Origin of the sequence: Pseudomonas sp. GL-B-26 (genome assembly GCF_019947405.1) — a bacterium.
Classification (GTDB): Bacteria; Pseudomonadota; Gammaproteobacteria; order Pseudomonadales; family Pseudomonadaceae; genus Aquipseudomonas.
The window spans coordinates 111,015-128,738 of sequence record NZ_JAGYGJ010000003.1 but is presented as its reverse complement, the minus strand read 5'-3'; the positions used below and the strand labels follow the sequence as shown (position 1 = coordinate 128,738).

Here is a 17,724-nt window from a genome sequence, read left to right as displayed (position 1 = left end):
GGCTCGCGTCGCGGTAAGAGCAAAACTATACCAGCGACGGGAGGCGTACACCTATTGTGGTGGCAGGCTTAGCGATTCTGCGTCGAAGGCTCGGTGGGCAGCGGCCGCTGCGGTGTGGTGTTCAGCCAGTTGGCCAGCAGTCGGGTCGACAGCGGAATGAAGAAGTAAACCATCAGCGGGGTCAGGCACAAGGTGCTGATGAACACCCGGCTCAGCAGACCCATGTCGCTCAGCAACGGCCCGAGGACAACGTTGAACAGCAGGGAAACCGGAAAGAATGCCAACCAGATCGCCACGGCCTGTTTCCAGCGTGGTGGTCGCTGGTCGGCGGCGCCGAACCAGCCTTCGATACCGCTGACACGATGTTCCGTTGGATGGGCAAACAAGTCGCTGCCGCGTGCCAGCCAGGCGGTGCGCGATACAGAATGCTCCCAGGCGTGCAGCGTCTGCTCGTCGGCAAAGCGGAAAATAATCTGGAATTCGTCATCGTCGGGCGGCGGAGCGAGCACGCCAGAACCGAGATAGCCGGGAAAATCGGTGGCCAGTTGTTCACCTTCGTGCAACCAGGCGATCAGGTCTTGATAACGCCCATCGGCGACGCGGCGCGCAACCATCAGCGTGACGGGTGAGGTAGACATTGTGTATCTCCATATGACAATCGCGTCGCTCCGGATAGGAGTTTCGCCAGGCGCAGCGCCGGGGTGGTGGGCTGCGTCTTGGAACAAGCAAGGATTATTCCTGATTCTGCCTGGAACGTCAGTGATATTCGTCGCCATCAACGTCTTGTAGGGTGTGGGGGCAGGGGAGGTAGAATGGGATCCAATTTATACATGGACGTAGAATTATAAAATGCCTGTCCTGACTGACGTTGTTCCTGGATTGCAGCCCGGTCTTCCACTCGAGCAGGAAGAACTGTTTCCGATACGTGAAGTGGCGCGCCTGACGGGGGTCAACCCGGTCACGCTACGTGCATGGGAGCGCCGCTATGGGCTGATACAGCCCGCGCGCACCGAAAGTGGGCACAGATTGTATTCGATGACCGAAATCGATCGGGTCCGCAGTATCCTTGGCTGGATCGAACGCGGCGTTGCTGTCAGTAAAGTCGGCAAGATCCTGGCCAGGGTTGAACCGCTTCAGGCTCTGTCGCACATCATCCCGAATGAACTCGTGCAAGCTGACTACTCGCAATGGCAGCAGCAAGTTCAGTCGGCGGTGAGTGCCTTTGATGAGGTTCAATTGGAGCAGATCTATGGACAGATCTTTTCCAGTTATCCGCTGACTGTCGTGTTTCAGCACATTCTGCTTCCACTCTGGAAGCGATTGCTGCAGCGCCATGAAGCGTTCGGTCAGGCCAGCGAGTGGTTTTTCCTGGATGGTTTTTTGCGTTCTCGAGTGTTGCAACGCCTGTTGCTGGTGCGTGTCCTGCAGCCTCGACGGGTAATTGTCTGCGCCCTCAACGATCAGTGCCGTGAACTCGAAGTGCTGGTAACCGCGCTGTTTCTGAGCAGTGTCGATTCGGCTATTCAAGTGTTGGCTATCGGTCAGCCATTCGATGAATTGACTCTGGTCTGCGAAAGAGTCAAACCCAAGGCGCTGGTGCTGGTTTCCAATCACGCGCCTGCGCCCGAGTTGCCACGGCGATTGAAGCGCCTGGCCTTGAGCCTGGATTGTCAGTTGATGCTGGCGGGGGATGCGTCCGATCTTGTGCAGGAAAGCCTGGCTGGATCGTCGATTGGATGTCTGGGAAACGAAGGAATGGTCATGCGTCAGCGTTTGAAACAGTTCCTGACAGGCAACCTGGACACTTGAATCAGAGATGCATGGCCGGATGCGTCAGCCGATGCTGTTGAAGGATGTACTGGCGCAGACGCTCGGTTTCGTCCTTGTCACCCTGATTCAACTGATAGGCAAAGAAGCCGCTCTCGGTTTCTTTCTCGAAGGTGCCGCGCAACGCGATGCGCTCGTAGCCAGACGGGCTGAACCATAAGGCGAAATGTTTGGGCGGTTTGGTCTTGTTGCGAACTTCCAGCAAGACCCCTTTGAACGACACTTCATGCACCCACAGGGTACCGGGCTGGCCATTGGCATTCTCCAGCGCTACCGGTTCTTCGAGTACCAGGCGCCAGGGCCGGATCATCGGTCCGTCTTCATAGATGCTGGGGACGCCGAGGCGTAAATGCAGCGCATGAAACTCGTCTTCAACCAGGTGCAGCGGGAAGGTCATTTGCTGATTTTCGAAGTGGGCCTGGATGGTGACTTGCTCATGAGCGGCAAGGCGCGTGAGCAGGTCACGAATCTGTGAACCACCGTTGACGAGCAGGCTCGACGTCGCATCCCGCACATTGAGTTGCGGGTTGTGTTGCATAGTCTGGATAAAATCCAGCTCATCCTGGGTCAGGAGTGCGTCGCGTTGCATGATCTGCTCGACAGAAAAAGTTACAAAGTCACTGGTGATTGTAGTTAATGACAATCAATTCTTCGTTTTGTTTTCGCCGTTCGTCGCTTTTAGTGCGGCAAGCTCGGCCTGGACCTCAGCCAATTGCGCCTCCAACTGCGCGACTCGCTGCTGCGCCTTGACCTGAGCGGTGACGTTTTTTTGCACACCAATGAAATAAGTCTGTCCGTCATTCGGGTTCTTCACCGTCGAAAGGGACAGCTCGTTCCAGAACGGCGTGCCGTCCTTACGATAATTCCTGAGGATTTCCCGGCAGGAACCGCCACTGCTCAAGGCCTCGCGAATCAACGGAAGAGCTTCCTGGTCGCGGTCCCCGGACTGAAGAAAACGGCAATCCTGGTAGAGGACTTCTTCGCTGGTGTAACCCGTCAGGCGTTCGAATGCCGGGTTGACGTAAATCAGGATGTTGTCCTGCTCGCCTTCCTTTTCGGCAATCACGATGCCGTCGTTGGAAGCGTTGATCACCATTTGCAGCAGTTGGGCGTTAATCATCGGAGAGTCCTTTCCAATTTGATTGTGGGATGCATTCTAAAAGAACGCTGAGAACTTTCTACTGGCCACCAGCGTTAATTGAGAGTCAATCGCAGCTTTTTTGCCACGGCTGTTAATATCCCCCGTCTTTTTACTCAGCTTCAGGATCAGATTGATGAAAGTCGCCATCCTTTCCGGCTCGGTGTACGGCACGGCTGAAGAAGTCGCCCGCCATGCCGCAAATATTCTAAAAGCAGCGGGTTTCGAAACCTGGCACAACCCGCGTGCGACCCTCGCCGATGTTCAGGCCTTTGCTCCTGAAGCCTTCCTGGCGGTGACCTCGACCACCGGCATGGGCGAACTGCCGGACAATCTCCAACCGTTGTATTTCGCCATTCGCGACCAGTTGCCGGCTGCCTGGCATGGCTTGCCGGGTGCCGTGATTGGCCTGGGTGATGCGAGTTACGGCGACACGTTTTGCGGCGGCGGCGAGTTGATGCGCGAATTGTTCGGCGAGCTGGGAATACGTGAAGTCCTGCCCATGCTGCGCCTGGACGCCAGCGAAAGCGTGACGCCGGAAACCGATGCCGAGCCTTGGCTGGCGGAGTTGGTCAGCGCTCTGCGGGGCTGACCGGCCACTCGCGCAGCAAGGCGAGCCAAGCTTGCGCGGCTTTTGACAAGTACGCGCGGCGTACCGGAACTGACCGTGGTGTTTGTGATGTTCACCGGGGTGTTCGGGGCGATGCTCAGTGGCATTCTGCTCAAGTGATTGCCCCTGCGCAGCGCCTTGGCTCGAGGGGCCTTGTTTGGTGTCGGTGCCCACGGTGCCGGGGTCAGTCGGGCACATGAAGTGGGGGGTGAAGAGGGCTCGGTGGCGGGGTTGGTCATGGTTCTGACGGGGCTGCTGAATCTGTTCGCCGCACCGTTGTTGGCGGCAGTACTTTGACATGGATCCAGGTTCGTTGGCGTACTGACTCGTTAGGCCATCAAGCTGGCTGCCAATGCAACTACACGATCCCCGGGGCGTGACTAGACTGGATCTCGTGAGCAAAATAATAAGAACAGGAGTTCCTTGTCGTGAGCGTAACCCCCGTCCAATCGCCACACAGTGTCAAAGACCAGGTCAGTGCCGCCGAGTGGCAGACCCGCGTCGATCTTGCCGCCTGCTATCGTCTGGTCGCTCTGCATGGCTGGGATGACCTGATTTTCACCCACATTTCGGCCAAGGTCCCCGGTACCGAAGACTTTCTGATCAACCCGTTCGGGCTGATGTTCCACGAGATTACTGCGTCGAGCCTGGTCAAGGTCGATCAGGCCGGCAACAAACTGATGGACAGCCCTTACGAGATCAACCCGGCGGGTTACACCATTCACAGCGCGGTGCACGAGGTTCGTCACGATGTCGTCTGCGTGCTGCACACCCACACCGCTGCCGGTGTCGCGGTGTCGGCGCAGAAACAAGGCATTTTGCCGATCAGCCAACAATCATTGTTTGTCTTGTCCAGCCTGGCTTATCACGCCTACGAAGGGGTTGCGCTTAACCATGAAGAGAAGGCGCGACTGCAAGCCGACCTCGGCGAAAACAATTTCCTGATGCTGCACAACCACGGTCTGCTGACCTGCGGCGCGACCATCGCCGACACGTTCCTGATGATGTTTACCTTCCAGCGCGCCTGCGATATCCAGGTGTTGGCGCAGAACGGTGGCGCCGAGTTGATCGCCATCGAACCGCAGATTCTGGCAGGCGCGAAGGCAATGATCGCCGGCGTCACCAAAAGTGCTCAAGGGATGGGCGGCGCACTGGCCTGGCCAGCGCTGCTGCGCAAACTCGATAAACAAGACGCGGGTTATAAACTCTAATGGCACTCGCCGAGATCCCCCTGTGTGTCTGGCGCAAGCGCGGCCAGACGTTCGTATTCCGTGGCCAGACCATCCGTTACTGGACTGCGGGGCAGGGTGAGCCACTGTTGCTCATTCATGGCTTCCCGACCGCTAGTTGGGATTGGCATTACCTTTGGCAGCCGCTGACCCAGCGCTATCGGGTGATTGCCTGCGACATGCTCGGCTTTGGCGACTCAGCCAAACCGGTGGACCACGAATACAGCCTGCTGGAGCAGGCCGATCTGCAACAGGCTTTGCTGGCGCACGTGAAGGTCGAGCAGTCGGTGCACCTGTTGGCCCACGATTATGGCGACAGCGTGGCCCAGGAACTGTTGGCCCGGCATTACGAAGCACGCATCCATATCGCCAGCTGTGTGTTCCTCAACGGCGGCCTCTTTCCCGAAACCCATCGCCCGATCCTGATGCAAAAACTCCTGCTCAGCCCCTTGGGCTGGATGATCGGGCGAGCCTTTTCCCGTGACGGTCTGGTGAAGAGTTTCCGGCAGATCTTCGGCCCCCAGAGCCGCCCCACAGAGAGCGAGATGGACGATTTCTGGAGCTTGATCGAGAGCAATCAAGGGCCACGGATCATGCACAAATTGATTGCCTACATCCCTGAGCGGCGTGCCCAGCGCGAGCGTTGGGTCAGCGCGATGCAGCGTGGTGAAGTGCCGTTGCGGGTGATCGATGGTGAGGTCGATCCGGTCTCCGGCGCGCACATGGTCCGGCGTTATCGGGAACTGATCCCGAACCCGGACACGGTCTTGTTGCCAGGCATTGGCCACTACCCTCAGACCGAGGCGCCGGGGCAGGTGCTCAAGCACTATCTGGAGTTTCGCGATCTGCTGGTTTCACCGCCGCGCAAGGCCGCCTGCTCCTGATTATCCCTCTGCCTTATCGCGCACCATTCAGCTTCACCCCAGTTCATTGTGACCCGCATCGCCGTGCCTGACACTCGGACTCATTGTCCCCTGGCCTGCTGGAGTCCCCGCAATGAATGAGTCTGTTCGCTTCGAAGATAAAGTCGTGATCATCACGGGTGCGGGCGGCGGCCTGGGCCGGGCCCACGCGCTACTGTTCGCCAAGCAGGGCGCCAAAGTGCTGGTCAACGATCTCGGCGGCTCGGCTCAGGGCGAAGGCGCAAACGCTTCGGCAGCCGATCGGGTAGTGGCTGAAATCCGCGAGGCCGGTGGCATCGCCGAGGCCAACCATGACTCCGTCACCGACGGCGACAAAATCGTTCAGAACGCCTTGGACACCTTCGGCCGTGTCGATGTAGTGGTCAACAACGCCGGGATCCTGCGGGACAAAACCTTCCACAAAATGGAAGACGGCGACTGGGACCTGGTTTACCGCGTCCACGTCGAAGGCGCCTACAAAGTCACCCGCGCCGCCTGGCCGCACCTGCGCGAGCAAAACTACGGCCGCGTCATCTTCACCGCTTCGACCTCGGGCATTTACGGCAACTTCGGTCAGTCCAACTACGGCATGGCCAAACTCGGCCTCTACGGCCTGACCCGCACCCTGGCCATCGAAGGCCGCAAGAACAATATCCTGGTCAACGCCATCGCCCCCACCGGCGGCACCCGCATGACCGAAGGCCTGATCCCGCCGCAAGTCTTCGAACAACTCAAACCGGAACTGGTCAGCCCGCTGGTGGTGTACCTCGCCAGTGAGAACTGCCAGGAAACCTCCGGGCTGTTTGAAGTCGGTGGCGGCTGGATGGGCAAAGTGCGCTGGGAACGAAGCCTCGGCGCGGGGTTTGATCCGCGGGTTGGTTTCTCGCCGGAAGATGTGGCGGCGCATTGGCAGCAGATCTGCGATTTTGAAGGCGCGGTGCATCCGCAGGACAACCTTGAAGCGCTGAAGGAAATGATGGCGAATTTGCAGAAGTATTCGATTTAATGGAAACCAGCAAGGTCACCGCTCTTGACCTTGCTGGTTCTTGATAGTCGGCCCCGACATCTGGTTTGCAGCGGTCTTCAAGGAAAATACTTGTGAACCAATGCCGCCAGATTCGCGGCCGTTTGCGCATCCATAATCCCGTCGTACGTTTCCGGGCGAAAGTGCAGCTGAAAGGCCCGAACCAGTTGTGTGAAGCCTTGTTCGGTTGACGCACCGGAAACGTCGTACCCGTAAGTCTTGAACAGTTTGAGCAATTCGCTTCGGGCTGGAATGCCGGTCTCGCAATATTGCTGCAGATAGGTGTCTCGGGTGGCATCGTCGAACCAGGCACCGACGCCTTTCAAGTAAAGGGCATGCCAGGGGAATTTCGGCCCTGGGTCACTCTTGCGGCCGACAGCAATATCCGAGTGCCCCAGAACAAGGGTCGGGCTGATATCCGGGTAGCGTTCAAGGATGTTCAACGCCAGCTCTTCAATGGCGGCAATTTGTTCTGGCTGATACGGCGGAAAGTTGAAAACCCCTTGGCTAAACGTTGCAAGGTTGACGATTTCAACGCCGATAGACGTGTCGTTCAGATTGCTTCTATTGCCCCAATGACTCACGCCCGCATGCCATGCGCGCTTGGTTTCGTCGACGAGGTTGAAGACTTCCTGCCGGGTATAACCTGCTTTCAAGTAGCTCGGATCGGTGATGTCGGGAACCAGATAGTGGGCGCTGACATTCGGGCCGGTCAGTGCGTTGACCGAACTGGAGAAGTTGCCGGCTGTGTAGTGGAAAATCAGAAAGCGTACGCGGGTGTTCAAACTTTTAGTGGTACGGTACTTGTTGTAGTCAATGGGTTTCATGGAAATATTGCTCGCAATTAATTAGGTTAGAGTCAGCGTGCAAAAAATATGGCTGACCTGTTTTTAACCTTAATCGCGAGGGCGCTTCACGTGATTACATAACTATGTAGTCGTTTTCCGAGAGGTGTGTAGGTAATAAAAAGTTAGATTGGGTGAAATAATTGAGTACCACTTTTACTTCATGTAACTCTTCGCCATCGTCACAAAACCACCGCCCATAAAAAAGGCCGCTGCAAACGCAGCGGCCAAAGTAAGACGATTGATCAAGGAGCAATAAATCAACGTCAGTGAACACAGGGCGATGAGTCGAATAGCTTCAATTCATCTGAAATCTGTCGCTAATGGCGTGAACTGGCCACCGCCATTGCTTCCTGCTTTCCGGCCGTTTGCCGTGAAAGCCCGGAAAGAATAAGGCCTTGAGCCAAAAGGAAAAATAGCGATTCATGACATGAACTGTTGCAGCATGAGTAACAGTCGCCACAAGCCCCGCCCACATGCCATGCGCTGCGTTGATAACCCCCCATCCAGCCCATCCATAACCCGCGCAAAACGCCGTCCCATGCGGGGATTCATCCTTTGGAGGTACACCACGAATACCTCCTTGGTGCGCTTATCGCTCCCAACGTGCGGCAGTAGGGTGGGGCCTTCTGTCACTCACCGGGGAAGACGCATGACAAAAACAACAATGCGCGCCATCTTCACGCCGCAAGCGCTCGCCGCTGCGGTTGCCTTGGGTTGCTGCGCCCAGGCGCAGGCTGTTTCATTCAACATCGGGGAAATCGAGGGGACTTTTGATTCTTCGCTGTCCGTCGGCGCGAGCTGGGGCATGCGCGATGCCGACAAATCTCTGGTGGGCATCGTCAATGGCGGGACCGGCCAGTCTTCGACCGGGGATGACGGGCGGCTGAACTTCAAGAAGGGCGAAACCTTCTCCAAGATCTTCAAGGGTATTCATGACCTTGAATTAAAGTACGGCGACACCGGGGTGTTCGTGCGTGGCAAGTACTGGTATGACTTCGAACTCAAGGACGAGGATCGTGAGTTCAAACCGATCAGTGACAGCGGTCGTAAAGAAGGCGCCAAGTCCTCCGGGGCGCAACTGCTCGACGCCTTCGTCTATCACAACTATTCCATCGCCGAGCTGCCGGGCACTGTGCGCGCCGGCAAGCAGGTGGTGAGTTGGGGTGAAAGTACCTTCATCGGCAACTCGATCAACAGCATCAACCCGATCGACGTTTCAGCGTTCCGCCGTCCTGGCGCCGAAATCAAGGAAGGCCTGATACCGGTGAACATGCTGTTCGCCTCCCAAAGCCTGACCGACCAACTCTCGGTGGAAGGTTTCTATCAACTGGAGTGGGACCAGACCGTCGTCGACAACTGCGGCACCTTCTTCGGCAACGACGTGGTGGCTGATGGCTGCAACAAGAATTACACGGTTGCCAGCCCGGCGATTGCACCGTTGCAACCGATCGCTGCAGCGTTTGGCCAAGGCTTCGAAGTCAGTAAGGAAGGTGTAATCGTCCAGCGCAGTGGTGACCGCGATGCCCGCGACTCCGGGCAGTGGGGGACGGCGCTGCGCTGGCTCGGCGACGACACCGAGTACGGTCTGTACTTCATGAACTATCACAGCCGTAGCCCGACGGTCGGCACCACCACTGCCGGCCTGACAACGCTGGCACGGATCCCGGCCATCGTCGGTGCCGCCAACAGAATCGCGCCCGGCACTGGCTCGGCACTGGCTCAGAGTGTGATGCTCGGACGAGGTCAGTACTACCTTGAATACCCGGAAGACATCCGTCTCTACGGCGCGAGCTTTTCCACCACCTTGCCTACCGGCACGGCGTGGACCGGTGAGATCAGCTATCGCCCCAACGCTCCGGTGCAAGTCAACACCAACGACCTGACCCTGGCCTTGCTCAACCCGATCGCCGGTGGCGCGGCATCGTCTATCGCGACCACGCCAGGTGCCGACAACAAAGGCTACCGCCGCAAGGAAGTGACGCAGGTCCAGAGCACCCTGACCCACTTCTTCGACCAAGTGCTGGGCGCCCAACGGCTGACCCTGGTCGGCGAGGCTGCGGTGGTGCATGTCGGTGGCCTGGAGCCGCGAACCAAACTGCGTTACGGCCGTGACCCGGTCTATGGCCAGTACGGTTTTGGCGGCGATACCGACGGCTTCGTCACCTCGACCTCCTGGGGCTACCGCGCCCGGGCGATCCTCGATTACGCCAACGTGATCGGCGGGATCAACCTCAAACCCAACCTGTCCTGGTCCCACGATGTCGCCGGCTATGGCCCCAACGGGTTGTTCAACGAAGGCGCCAAAGCGGTCAGCGTCGGCGTCGATGCCGACTACCGCAACACCTATACCGCGAGCCTCAGTTACACCGATTTCTTCGGCGGTGACTACAACACCCTGGAAGACCGCGACTTCCTGGCACTGAGCTTCGGCGTGAACTTCTGATCTGGCTGAGAAGGATGAATTTGATGCACAAGATGATTCTGCAATGCGGCGCCCTGGCCTTGAGTCTGCTGGCTGCCAACGTGATGGCGGCGGTCTCGCCTGAAGAAGCCAACAAGCTTGGCACCAGCCTCACGCCGCTGGGTGCCGAGAAGGCCGGCAACGCCGATGGCTCGATCCCGGCCTGGACTGGCGGTATCCCGAAAAACGCTGGCGCAGTGGACAGTAAAGGTTTCCTGGCTGACCCGTTCGCCAGCGAAAAGCCGTTGTTCACCATCACCGCCGCGACGGTCGACAAGTACAAAGACAAGTTGTCGGAAGGTCAGGTGGCGATGTTCAAGCGCTACCCGGAAACCTACAAGATCCCGGTCTACCCGACCCACCGCACCGTGGCCGTACCCCCGGAGATTTACGAGTCGGCCAAACGCAGCGCGCTGAACGTGAACAGCATCAACGACGGTAACGGCCTGGCCAACTTCACCGGCAACCGCTACTACGCCTTCCCGATTCCGAAGGCCGGCGTCGAGGTGCTGTGGAACCACATCACCCGCTATCACGGCGGCAACCTGCGACGCATCATCACTCAGGTGACCCCGCAAACGAACGGCAGCTACACACCGATCCGCTTCGAGGAAGAGATCGCCGTACCGCAATTGATGAAGGAACTGGACCCGGAAAAAGCCGCCAACGTGCTGACCTTCTTCAAGCAATCGGTGACGGCACCTGCGCGTCTGGCGGGTAACGTGCTGCTGGTTCACGAAACCCTCGATCAGGTGAAAGAGCCGCGTCTGGCGTGGATCTACAACGCCGGCCAGCGTCGTGTGCGTCGCGCACCGCAAGTGGCTTATGACGGTCCGGGTACTGCCGCTGACGGCCTGCGCACGTCCGACAACTTCGACATGTTCTCCGGCGCACCGGATCGCTACGACTGGAAACTGGTCGGCAAGAAGGAAATGTACATCCCTTACAACAGCTACAAACTCGACTCGCCGAGCCTCAAGTACGATGACATCGTTAAGGCCGGGCACATCAATCAGGACCTGACCCGTTATGAGTTGCACCGGGTCTGGGAAGTGATCGGTACGGTCAAGCCGAGCGAACGGCACATCTACGCCAAACGCCACATGTACCTCGACGAAGACAGCTGGCAAGTAGCGCTGGCGGACCACTACGACGGTCGCGGTCAGCTGTGGCGAGTGGCCGAGGGGCACGCTCAGTACTACTACGATCACCAGACTCCGGCCTACACCCTCGAAGCGCTCTACGACATCATTGCCGGCCGATACATTGCCCTGGGAATGAAGAACGAAGAGAAGCACAGTTTCGAATTTGGCTTCGAAGCCAAGGCCGCCGACTACACCCCATCGGCCCTGCGCGCCGAGGGCGTTCGGTAAGGGTTTTGATACATTGACAGTACAAAAGGCGACCGGGTGGTCGCCTTTTTTATGGCTGCCAATCAGCGTGCTGAATACTTCTCAACAAGCGGGTTAGAGAGGGCTAGGGTTGCCGGACAATTATAAAAAGGCACGCCGCAATGACCGCCATGATCCCGTGTCTGGACCGTTCTGGATTCCTGCCCCGACTGTCCACTCATCACCAGTCGCGGGCTCGCTTGACCGAGCCGTTACTGGCCTCCACGGCCCGGGTGAAATTACTTTGCGCACCGGCCGGTAGTGGCAAGACAGCGCTGCTCGCCGAATGCCTGTTGCAGGCGCCAACCCAGTGCCGGGTGCATTGGTTGCCATTATCTGGCGTGGCGTCGAGTGCGGCGGAGTTTCGTCATCGTCTGGCAGAGACGCTGGGGCAGGCCTCGTCGAGTGAAACAGAGTTGCTGGGCTATCTGGCGCGATTGCAGACGCCGACCTGGCTGTTTCTCGATGACTTTTGCCGCGTCCCGAACCCCGAGTTGGACCTGCTGCTGGATCGCATGCTGGCGGTCAGCAGCCCGATGTTGACCTGGTGGCTGGGTGCCCGCCGTCGGCCGCCCTGCAACTGGCCAAGGTTGCTGCTCGACGATGAGTTGTACGAGTGCGAAAGCACTTCGCTGGCTTTCACGCCCGGTGAAGTCGAGCAGATATTGCAGCCCTGGGTACCGGAGCAGGCCAGCAAGGTGGCCAGTCGGATCATCCAGCGCACCGGCGGCTGGTGTGCCGGTGTGCGGATTGCAATGCTGCACAAGTGCGACTGGTCGCGTCAGGACAAACCCCTGGGACGGGCGGACACCTTGCTCGATTACCTGGAGCATGAGTTGTTCAGCTCGCTGACGCCTGAGTTGAGCGAGGCCTGGCGCGTGCTGGCCCACTTGCCCCGCTTCAATGCCCGGCTGTGCGATCACTTGTTCGGGGCCGGAGAGGGGGCTCAGTATTTGCGGACCTTGCAAGCGCTGGGCTGTTTTATCGAACCTTGGGGGGATTCCACCGATTGGCTGCAGATATTCACCCCGTTCACGCAGTTGTTGCGCGATGAACAATGGCCGGCGGGACGTTCCTGGCATCGTCGTGCCTGCCAATGGTTCTGTACCGAACAGGACTGGAAATCGGCCTTCGAACAGGCATTGCTCGCCGAGGAATACGAAGTGGCGGTCAGCCTGTTGCAGCACTTCAGTTTCGAGCATTTGTTCGAGGAGCAAACGGTGGTGCTGTTGTTGCGTTTGCATGAGCAGCAAGGCGAGGAACTGACGCTGGGCAGCCCGCAATTGGTCGGATTGATTACAGCTGCGCTGTTGTTCGCCGGACGTTTCGAACAGGCGACTGCCTGTATCGCTCATCTGGCGCATTTCATGCCTCAACCCTCGGCGGTGCTTCAGCGTCAACTGATTGCACGTTGGCAGGCCCTGCAGGGTTGGTTGCTGCATTTACAGGGACGAATGGAGGCCTCGCACGCGCACTTTCTTGACGCGTTGAGCGCGCTCGATCCCGACTGTTGGACGGCGCGCCTGATGTGTTTGTCCGGTTTGACGCAACAGGCATTGCTAAGGGGCGAACTCGACGTGGCGCAAGCCCACAACCGTGAGGCGCTGTGCCTGGCGCGGGCGCAAGGTTCGCTGGTGTTCGAGGGCCTGATGGAGCTCGATCATGCGCAATGGCTGGAGCAGCGGGGTGCCCCGGCTCGTGCCGAAAGTCTACTTTGCGACATCGATAAATTGCTCCGTCAGCGTTCGGACCGACCGGCACCCTTGCTCGGACGAATTGCATTGCGTCGCGGGCGGTTGGCCCTGTGCCTGGGCGCAGACGAGCGAGCTGCCGAGTTCTTTCATGCGGGCCTGGACGATTGCTTGCGCAACCACGACAAGCGCGTGCTGTATGGCTTTCTCGGTCAGGCCCAATTGGCTGCGAACAAGGGCGATTACGCCCAGGCGTTCGTCCGGTTGCGCGATGCCGAGCGGCTGATGCAACAACGGCACATTCCAGACACGGTCTACCGCGGCGTTCTGCTGCAAGTCAGCAGCCAGCTCTGGTTGCAACAAGGCCGTCCCGAACTGGCCCGTGAGGCGTTGAGCCGGGTGCTCAAACATTATCGGGGGCCACAGGCCCGGCAGGCCCCCCCGGCGACACTGGAATTGATTCCGCGGATTGAGTATTTGTTGATTCTGGCTGAGGTCAAACTGCAACGGGTGGAGGATCCCTTGGCTCGGCTCGCAATCCTGTTTGAACACACGCAAGCGAACGGGATGGTCAGCCTGGAAGCCGAGCTTCTGCTGGCGATGGCCGAGGCGGCCTTCATGATGGGCGAACAGGAGAGTGCCCGGCAGTTTTTCGACAAGGGCGAAGAGAAGGCGAGCCGTTGTAACTTGCAGCAGTTGTTGGTGCAGTTGAATCGGCGTTGTCCCGGTCTCTTCTCGGAACTGCACATAGTTAATAACGAGCCACTTTCTGATAAAGGTATTAATGAGAGTCCACTGAGCCTGAGGGAGATGGAAGTGCTCGAGTTGATTGCGTCAGGAAATTCGAACCGGCAAATAGCCGATAAATTGTTCATCTCATTACATACAGTTAAAACACATGTCCGGCGAATTCATGGGAAATTAGGGGTTGAGCGCAGGACTCATGCAGTAGCGCGGGCGAGAATGCTGGGTTTATGTGGTTAATTGTTTTTTAATGATGTTGTGAATTTGTTTTGTTGTGCTGGGTTTTTAATGTTTTGCAATGGGTGGTGGGTGTTTTTATTGGTTTTGCTTGCGTTAAGTTAATTGCACTGATTCAGGCAGCATTTCGTTGCCTGGTTTTTTAAAGTGCATTAATGGAATGTTTATATGAGTGTCCAGGAAACAGAGTTGGTACAGAAAAATCTAGGAGAGGTGGTTGAATGTTTTACCGCGCTGGAAGAAGCGCTGAAGAAAACCGCGTCGTTTAAAGCAATCCTGCAAGACGTTTTGTTAAAGGAACTTCAACAGCTGTTGCCGGAGGTCTACATCAGCAGGACTTACATCAATGCCCGACGTTCAGGCATTGCGAATCAGGAGCCGACCGGTCTGTTCATGGACGTATTCATGGAGTGTCTGAGTCGTGGGCGTGCCCCTGTTTATGATGCGAGTCAGTACGGCGTCTATGACTGGCCCGGCTCCATGGATGAGTTGGACCGGGTCGACGGTCTGGACGTGATTGCTCTGGGGGCGCTGATTGGCGATGTGCTGGGTACGCTGGCGCAAAAATACACGCAAGAACTGGATCGACGCTGGGCAACGTCTGTGGGTAAGGATGCCAAGGGTCGTGAACTGGGCTCTCGCAGCAGTGACCTGCGCAACTTGTATGCGGCGCTTTTCTGGCAAGAGTTGAAAGCAGTGATACAAGTGCAAGGGGTGATGCCGGAGGCAGATCTCAGTTTTGAAACTTTACTTTGGGGCATCCCCCAGACCCCGGCTTACAGTCTTTCATTGCAACTCGAAAGTGGACGATTCGCAACGTTGGCCTGTTGTTTTGCCATGCATCTGAGTGGTCAGATCAGCGACGAACTTGTACCTGCCAGCGATGATTGGGTCATCCTTTACACCCCCGCAAAAGGGCTGGAAACGTACCGGACGTCGGCATTGATGCACCGCTCGCTGGAGCAGCGCCTGAGCGACGCGAACAGCCGGGCGCAGTTACTCAAAGGTGTTTCACTGGAGGACGCCGAACACGTCAGAAGTGCGCCTGATATCCGGTATTTGAAAACCCATGGCGAAATTTTCCAGAACGTCATCGACAATTTGCTGGATAAACAACGGCGTGACGTTGCTTTCAGTCTTCGTCGATTACTGGCGCCGGGCGCGGACCTGCAGAGCGTTGTACGTTCAATTGAGTCGGCTCATGGCCTGAATGAAGTGATCGACGATGCCAAGGGCCGAACTGCCAACCTGCTCGTATTGATTTCAAAAAACGCCCGGCCGCAATGGCTGAAGGACACTTCCACAACCAATCAGGAAGTATTTGCCTCTCTGGAACAGGCGTTGCTCAAAAGCCAGGTGGCATTGCATGAGGCGATGGGGGGGCTCTCCTCATTTCAGGAGTATGTGCGGGGTGTCGTCGGAGAACATATCTCCCAGGGCGATGCCAATCGCGTTGATCCCGATACTGTTTGGGTGGTCGTGAAACACTGGGTGCGTATGGGCTCAAGGAACATCGAGCATGTCCAGCGTAAAACCCTGACGCAACTGTTCATGTACGGTGTGCATGATGCGGCAGGGAAATACTCGATTCAGTTCGAAGCCTTCCACAACAATCCACGACTGTCAGTTTCCAATATCGAATACGCCATCCGGCAATTTGATCTTCGTTTGAAATACGCCAATGAACGAAATCAACGCCTCAACGATCCGCAAGTTAGAGAAGCCATGCAGGAAGTATTGGGGCAGCAAACGGCGCTCAGTAACTTCGCAGCGTTACTTCAAAATCATATCAGCCCGAAAGCACAGGACATCTCGCAGCGTTATCTGTTTGGCGATCCGGGAATGGAGGCATGCGGCGTTGCTTTTCGCAGCTACTACCGACCGTTCAAAGACATGATCGTTTACCGTGCCAGAGGTGCAATGCCTGATCATTCGATGCATGTACTCTACGCTCCCGGTGCACCGACGGGGCAGCAATGGTATGAGTTTCCCGATCTGACGGCGTTGAAGCGACAGTTTATCAAATGGGGTTTCGAGCAGCGTGATCGTGACTTCCTGATCGGGCAGACTTTCAACAGCGATCGTGCGAAGTTTGTGGAGTACCATCTCTCCTTTGTCCTGCCGGCGCCGGTGTTCGAACGGCAGTGGTGGGACGGCATTGTTCTGGTGCAATGGGCGAGCGGGTTGGAAGGCGGGCCGTTCATGGGCGCCATCCATAAACTCATCGACTGGGAAATTGCTGAAGAACAGGTGGTCACACCCGGCTGGTACAGAAAGGCCGCTGCGCAAGATCGCGAGTTTTTCACCAGGTTAAACACGGATTTCAAAGCCATCCACCAAGTATCTATACCTATCGAAACGTTTGGCGTCTTCTCACGAAAACTGGTCATGAAGGCGTTGAACGATTATCTGCGGCGATCCGGCCCGCATCCGGAAATCGACCCGGATCAGGTGCACGTCGAGTTGCGTGGACACGACAGGATGACACTCACCGAGGTGTTCATTCAGTGGCAGATCTGGAGTACTGATAAATTTGTGTCGTTCCGCTCCCTGAACAACTCGCCGCTGGGGCGCTTGGATACAGCCGCTGTCACTGCGCTGATCAATTTATTGCCGGGCGAGAAATATGAGCAATATCTGCGGCAGGATTTCCTGACAACACCTTCTTACGATCTCAAGGCGAAGCTTTACTGCAAAACCGTGCAGAACGAAATGCTCAGGGCGGCATTGACGCAAAAAATGCAGGGCGCTCTTTCCGGTGAACACTTCAATTGGCTCAAGGGGCTGATCGAGGGGCTGGATCATGATCGTCCCCATAATCTGGTGCCGTTCCTGACGGGCGGCGCGCCAGGCGAAGGCGTTTATACGCTGGCGCTCGAGGGGCGACGGTTGGAGGGTGCCTATACGTTCGGGCGCAACGTGGCTGGCAAGTGGGAATACCTGATCTACATTCCGAAAGCACCGGATGGCCTGGCATTTCGTCCCATTGAGTCGTTGACTCAGGGCTTTAAGGGGGGCGTACTGGGCAACCATGTTGTCGGACTTGTCAGGTTGGAAAGCAGAGGCGTGGTGAAACGTTATGTCGACAACTGCCGCGACGCTCCATTTGCCTTGCCGACGCCAAGGTTGCAAGACAGTTACGCTGTGACCCACTTCAAGTTCGAATACGACAGTATGGTGTCGCGGCTTATCTACGACGTCGACTATCAGACGAGCACGCATGGGGAAATCTTCTGGCGTAATGTGATGGTCGGTGCAGAGCTGGTGGTGGATGTCATCTCGCTGTTTGTCCCTCCAGTTGCTCTGGTGGCCAGCGTCCTGCGTATCACGCGTTCGATCGTTCAAGGTGTGATTGCTTACAGCCAGGGCGATGAAGATGCCGGCAAAGCCCATCTCACCTCGGCCTGGAGAAGCGCCATCCTCTTGTATGTGGGCATCGTCGCGGGGGCCGGCACGTCGACTTCGGCGGTGGGCCTGTTGTCGCGGATCACGGGTATCTCGGACATCGTGTCGACCGCGACCGGTGTTCAGGTGGGCGTCGACTATGTCACCGCGATGACGTCCACGTACTTGATCTCGGACAGTGAAACCCGAATCATAGGCTGATTTAGGGGGGGCAGCC

Annotated in this window: 13 protein-coding genes and 1 pseudogene; 10 read left to right on the top strand and 4 right to left on the bottom strand. The window is 57.4% G+C overall.

Annotation, left to right across the window (positions count from 1 at the left end; all coding sequences use genetic code 11):
• Positions 1-68: 68 nt before the first annotated feature.
• Positions 69-638: an antibiotic biosynthesis monooxygenase gene (locus KGB23_RS03130; protein ID WP_223429847.1), complete on the bottom strand. Its 570-nt coding sequence runs from the start codon at positions 636-638 to the stop codon at positions 69-71.
• A 211-nt stretch (positions 639-849) separates the two neighbouring features.
• Here KGB23_RS03130 and KGB23_RS03125 point away from each other — a divergent pair, with 211 nt between their 5' ends.
• Complete coding sequence (locus KGB23_RS03125; RefSeq protein ID WP_223429846.1) at positions 850-1,809, top strand: MerR family transcriptional regulator; 960 nt, start codon at positions 850-852, stop codon at positions 1,807-1,809.
• A 1-nt stretch (position 1,810) separates the two neighbouring features.
• On the opposite strand, the gene KGB23_RS03120 is transcribed toward KGB23_RS03125, so the two are convergent.
• Positions 1,811-2,416: a hypothetical protein gene (locus KGB23_RS03120; RefSeq protein WP_223429845.1), complete on the bottom strand. Its 606-nt coding sequence runs from the start codon at positions 2,414-2,416 to the stop codon at positions 1,811-1,813.
• A 54-nt stretch (positions 2,417-2,470) separates the two neighbouring features.
• Positions 2,471-2,947 (bottom strand): PAS domain-containing protein, encoded by a 477-nt coding sequence (locus KGB23_RS03115; RefSeq protein WP_223429844.1) that lies wholly within the window; start codon positions 2,945-2,947, stop codon positions 2,471-2,473.
• 154 nt (positions 2,948-3,101) lie between these two features.
• On the opposite strand from KGB23_RS03115, the gene KGB23_RS03110 reads away from it, so the two are divergent.
• The 5 genes and pseudogenes from KGB23_RS03110 (at position 3,102) to KGB23_RS03090 (ending at position 6,712) form a co-directional block, all read left to right on the top strand.
• The gene (locus tag KGB23_RS03110; RefSeq protein ID WP_223429843.1) at positions 3,102-3,557 is read left to right on the top strand and encodes a flavodoxin; all 456 of its coding nucleotides are present in this window, start codon (positions 3,102-3,104) and stop codon (positions 3,555-3,557) included.
• A gap of 57 nt (positions 3,558-3,614) precedes the next feature.
• Positions 3,615-3,872 (top strand): annotated as a pseudogene (locus tag KGB23_RS03105) (LrgB family protein); the annotation flags it as partial.
• 131 nt (positions 3,873-4,003) lie between these two features.
• Positions 4,004-4,786 (top strand): class II aldolase/adducin family protein, encoded by a 783-nt coding sequence (locus tag KGB23_RS03100; RefSeq protein WP_223429842.1) that lies wholly within the window; start codon positions 4,004-4,006, stop codon positions 4,784-4,786.
• The gene (locus KGB23_RS03095; protein ID WP_223429841.1) at positions 4,786-5,688 is read left to right on the top strand and encodes an alpha/beta fold hydrolase; all 903 of its coding nucleotides are present in this window, start codon (positions 4,786-4,788) and stop codon (positions 5,686-5,688) included. The genes KGB23_RS03100 and KGB23_RS03095 overlap by 1 nt, the downstream gene beginning before the upstream one ends.
• A 112-nt stretch (positions 5,689-5,800) precedes the next feature.
• Entirely contained in the window at positions 5,801-6,712 is a 912-nt protein-coding gene (locus tag KGB23_RS03090; RefSeq protein ID WP_223429840.1) for an SDR family oxidoreductase, read from the top strand.
• Between the two features lie 77 nt (positions 6,713-6,789).
• Here the strand turns inward: KGB23_RS03090 and KGB23_RS03085 are convergent, their stop codons facing one another.
• Complete coding sequence (locus KGB23_RS03085; RefSeq protein WP_223429839.1) at positions 6,790-7,557, bottom strand: N-acetylmuramoyl-L-alanine amidase; 768 nt, start codon at positions 7,555-7,557, stop codon at positions 6,790-6,792.
• A 670-nt stretch (positions 7,558-8,227) separates the two neighbouring features.
• On the opposite strand from KGB23_RS03085, the gene KGB23_RS03080 reads away from it, so the two are divergent.
• The 4 genes from KGB23_RS03080 to KGB23_RS03065 all read left to right on the top strand — a co-directional run bounded on the left by KGB23_RS03080 (position 8,228) and on the right by KGB23_RS03065 (position 17,708).
• Positions 8,228-10,021: a DUF1302 domain-containing protein gene (locus KGB23_RS03080; protein ID WP_223429838.1), complete on the top strand. Its 1,794-nt coding sequence runs from the start codon at positions 8,228-8,230 to the stop codon at positions 10,019-10,021.
• A 23-nt stretch (positions 10,022-10,044) separates the two neighbouring features.
• The gene (locus tag KGB23_RS03075; protein ID WP_223429837.1) at positions 10,045-11,412 is read left to right on the top strand and encodes a DUF1329 domain-containing protein; all 1,368 of its coding nucleotides are present in this window, start codon (positions 10,045-10,047) and stop codon (positions 11,410-11,412) included.
• A 140-nt stretch (positions 11,413-11,552) separates the two neighbouring features.
• Complete coding sequence (locus tag KGB23_RS03070; RefSeq protein ID WP_223429836.1) at positions 11,553-14,105, top strand: LuxR C-terminal-related transcriptional regulator; 2,553 nt, start codon at positions 11,553-11,555, stop codon at positions 14,103-14,105.
• A gap of 165 nt (positions 14,106-14,270) precedes the next feature.
• Positions 14,271-17,708 carry a dermonecrotic toxin domain-containing protein gene (locus KGB23_RS03065; RefSeq protein ID WP_223429835.1) on the top strand — a complete coding sequence of 1,146 codons (3,438 nt, stop codon included), beginning with the start codon at positions 14,271-14,273 and terminating at the stop codon, positions 17,706-17,708.
• Positions 17,709-17,724 lie beyond the last annotated feature (16 nt).

Coding starts and splice junctions, on each gene's coding strand:
- KGB23_RS03080 (WP_223429838.1), top strand. CDS start 8,228: ATGACAAAAACAACAATGCGCGCCATCTTCACGCCGCAAGCGCTCGCC.
- KGB23_RS03110 (WP_223429843.1), top strand. CDS start 3,102: ATGAAAGTCGCCATCCTTTCCGGCTCGGTGTACGGCACGGCTGAAGAA.
- KGB23_RS03115 (WP_223429844.1), bottom strand. CDS start 2,947: ATGATTAACGCCCAACTGCTGCAAATGGTGATCAACGCTTCCAACGAC.
- KGB23_RS03095 (WP_223429841.1), top strand. CDS start 4,786: ATGGCACTCGCCGAGATCCCCCTGTGTGTCTGGCGCAAGCGCGGCCAG.
- KGB23_RS03065 (WP_223429835.1), top strand. CDS start 14,271: ATGAGTGTCCAGGAAACAGAGTTGGTACAGAAAAATCTAGGAGAGGTG.
- KGB23_RS03090 (WP_223429840.1), top strand. CDS start 5,801: ATGAATGAGTCTGTTCGCTTCGAAGATAAAGTCGTGATCATCACGGGT.
- KGB23_RS03125 (WP_223429846.1), top strand. CDS start 850: ATGCCTGTCCTGACTGACGTTGTTCCTGGATTGCAGCCCGGTCTTCCA.
- KGB23_RS03120 (WP_223429845.1), bottom strand. CDS start 2,416: ATGCAACGCGACGCACTCCTGACCCAGGATGAGCTGGATTTTATCCAG.
- KGB23_RS03075 (WP_223429837.1), top strand. CDS start 10,045: ATGCACAAGATGATTCTGCAATGCGGCGCCCTGGCCTTGAGTCTGCTG.
- KGB23_RS03070 (WP_223429836.1), top strand. CDS start 11,553: ATGACCGCCATGATCCCGTGTCTGGACCGTTCTGGATTCCTGCCCCGA.
- KGB23_RS03130 (WP_223429847.1), bottom strand. CDS start 638: ATGTCTACCTCACCCGTCACGCTGATGGTTGCGCGCCGCGTCGCCGAT.
- KGB23_RS03085 (WP_223429839.1), bottom strand. CDS start 7,557: ATGAAACCCATTGACTACAACAAGTACCGTACCACTAAAAGTTTGAAC.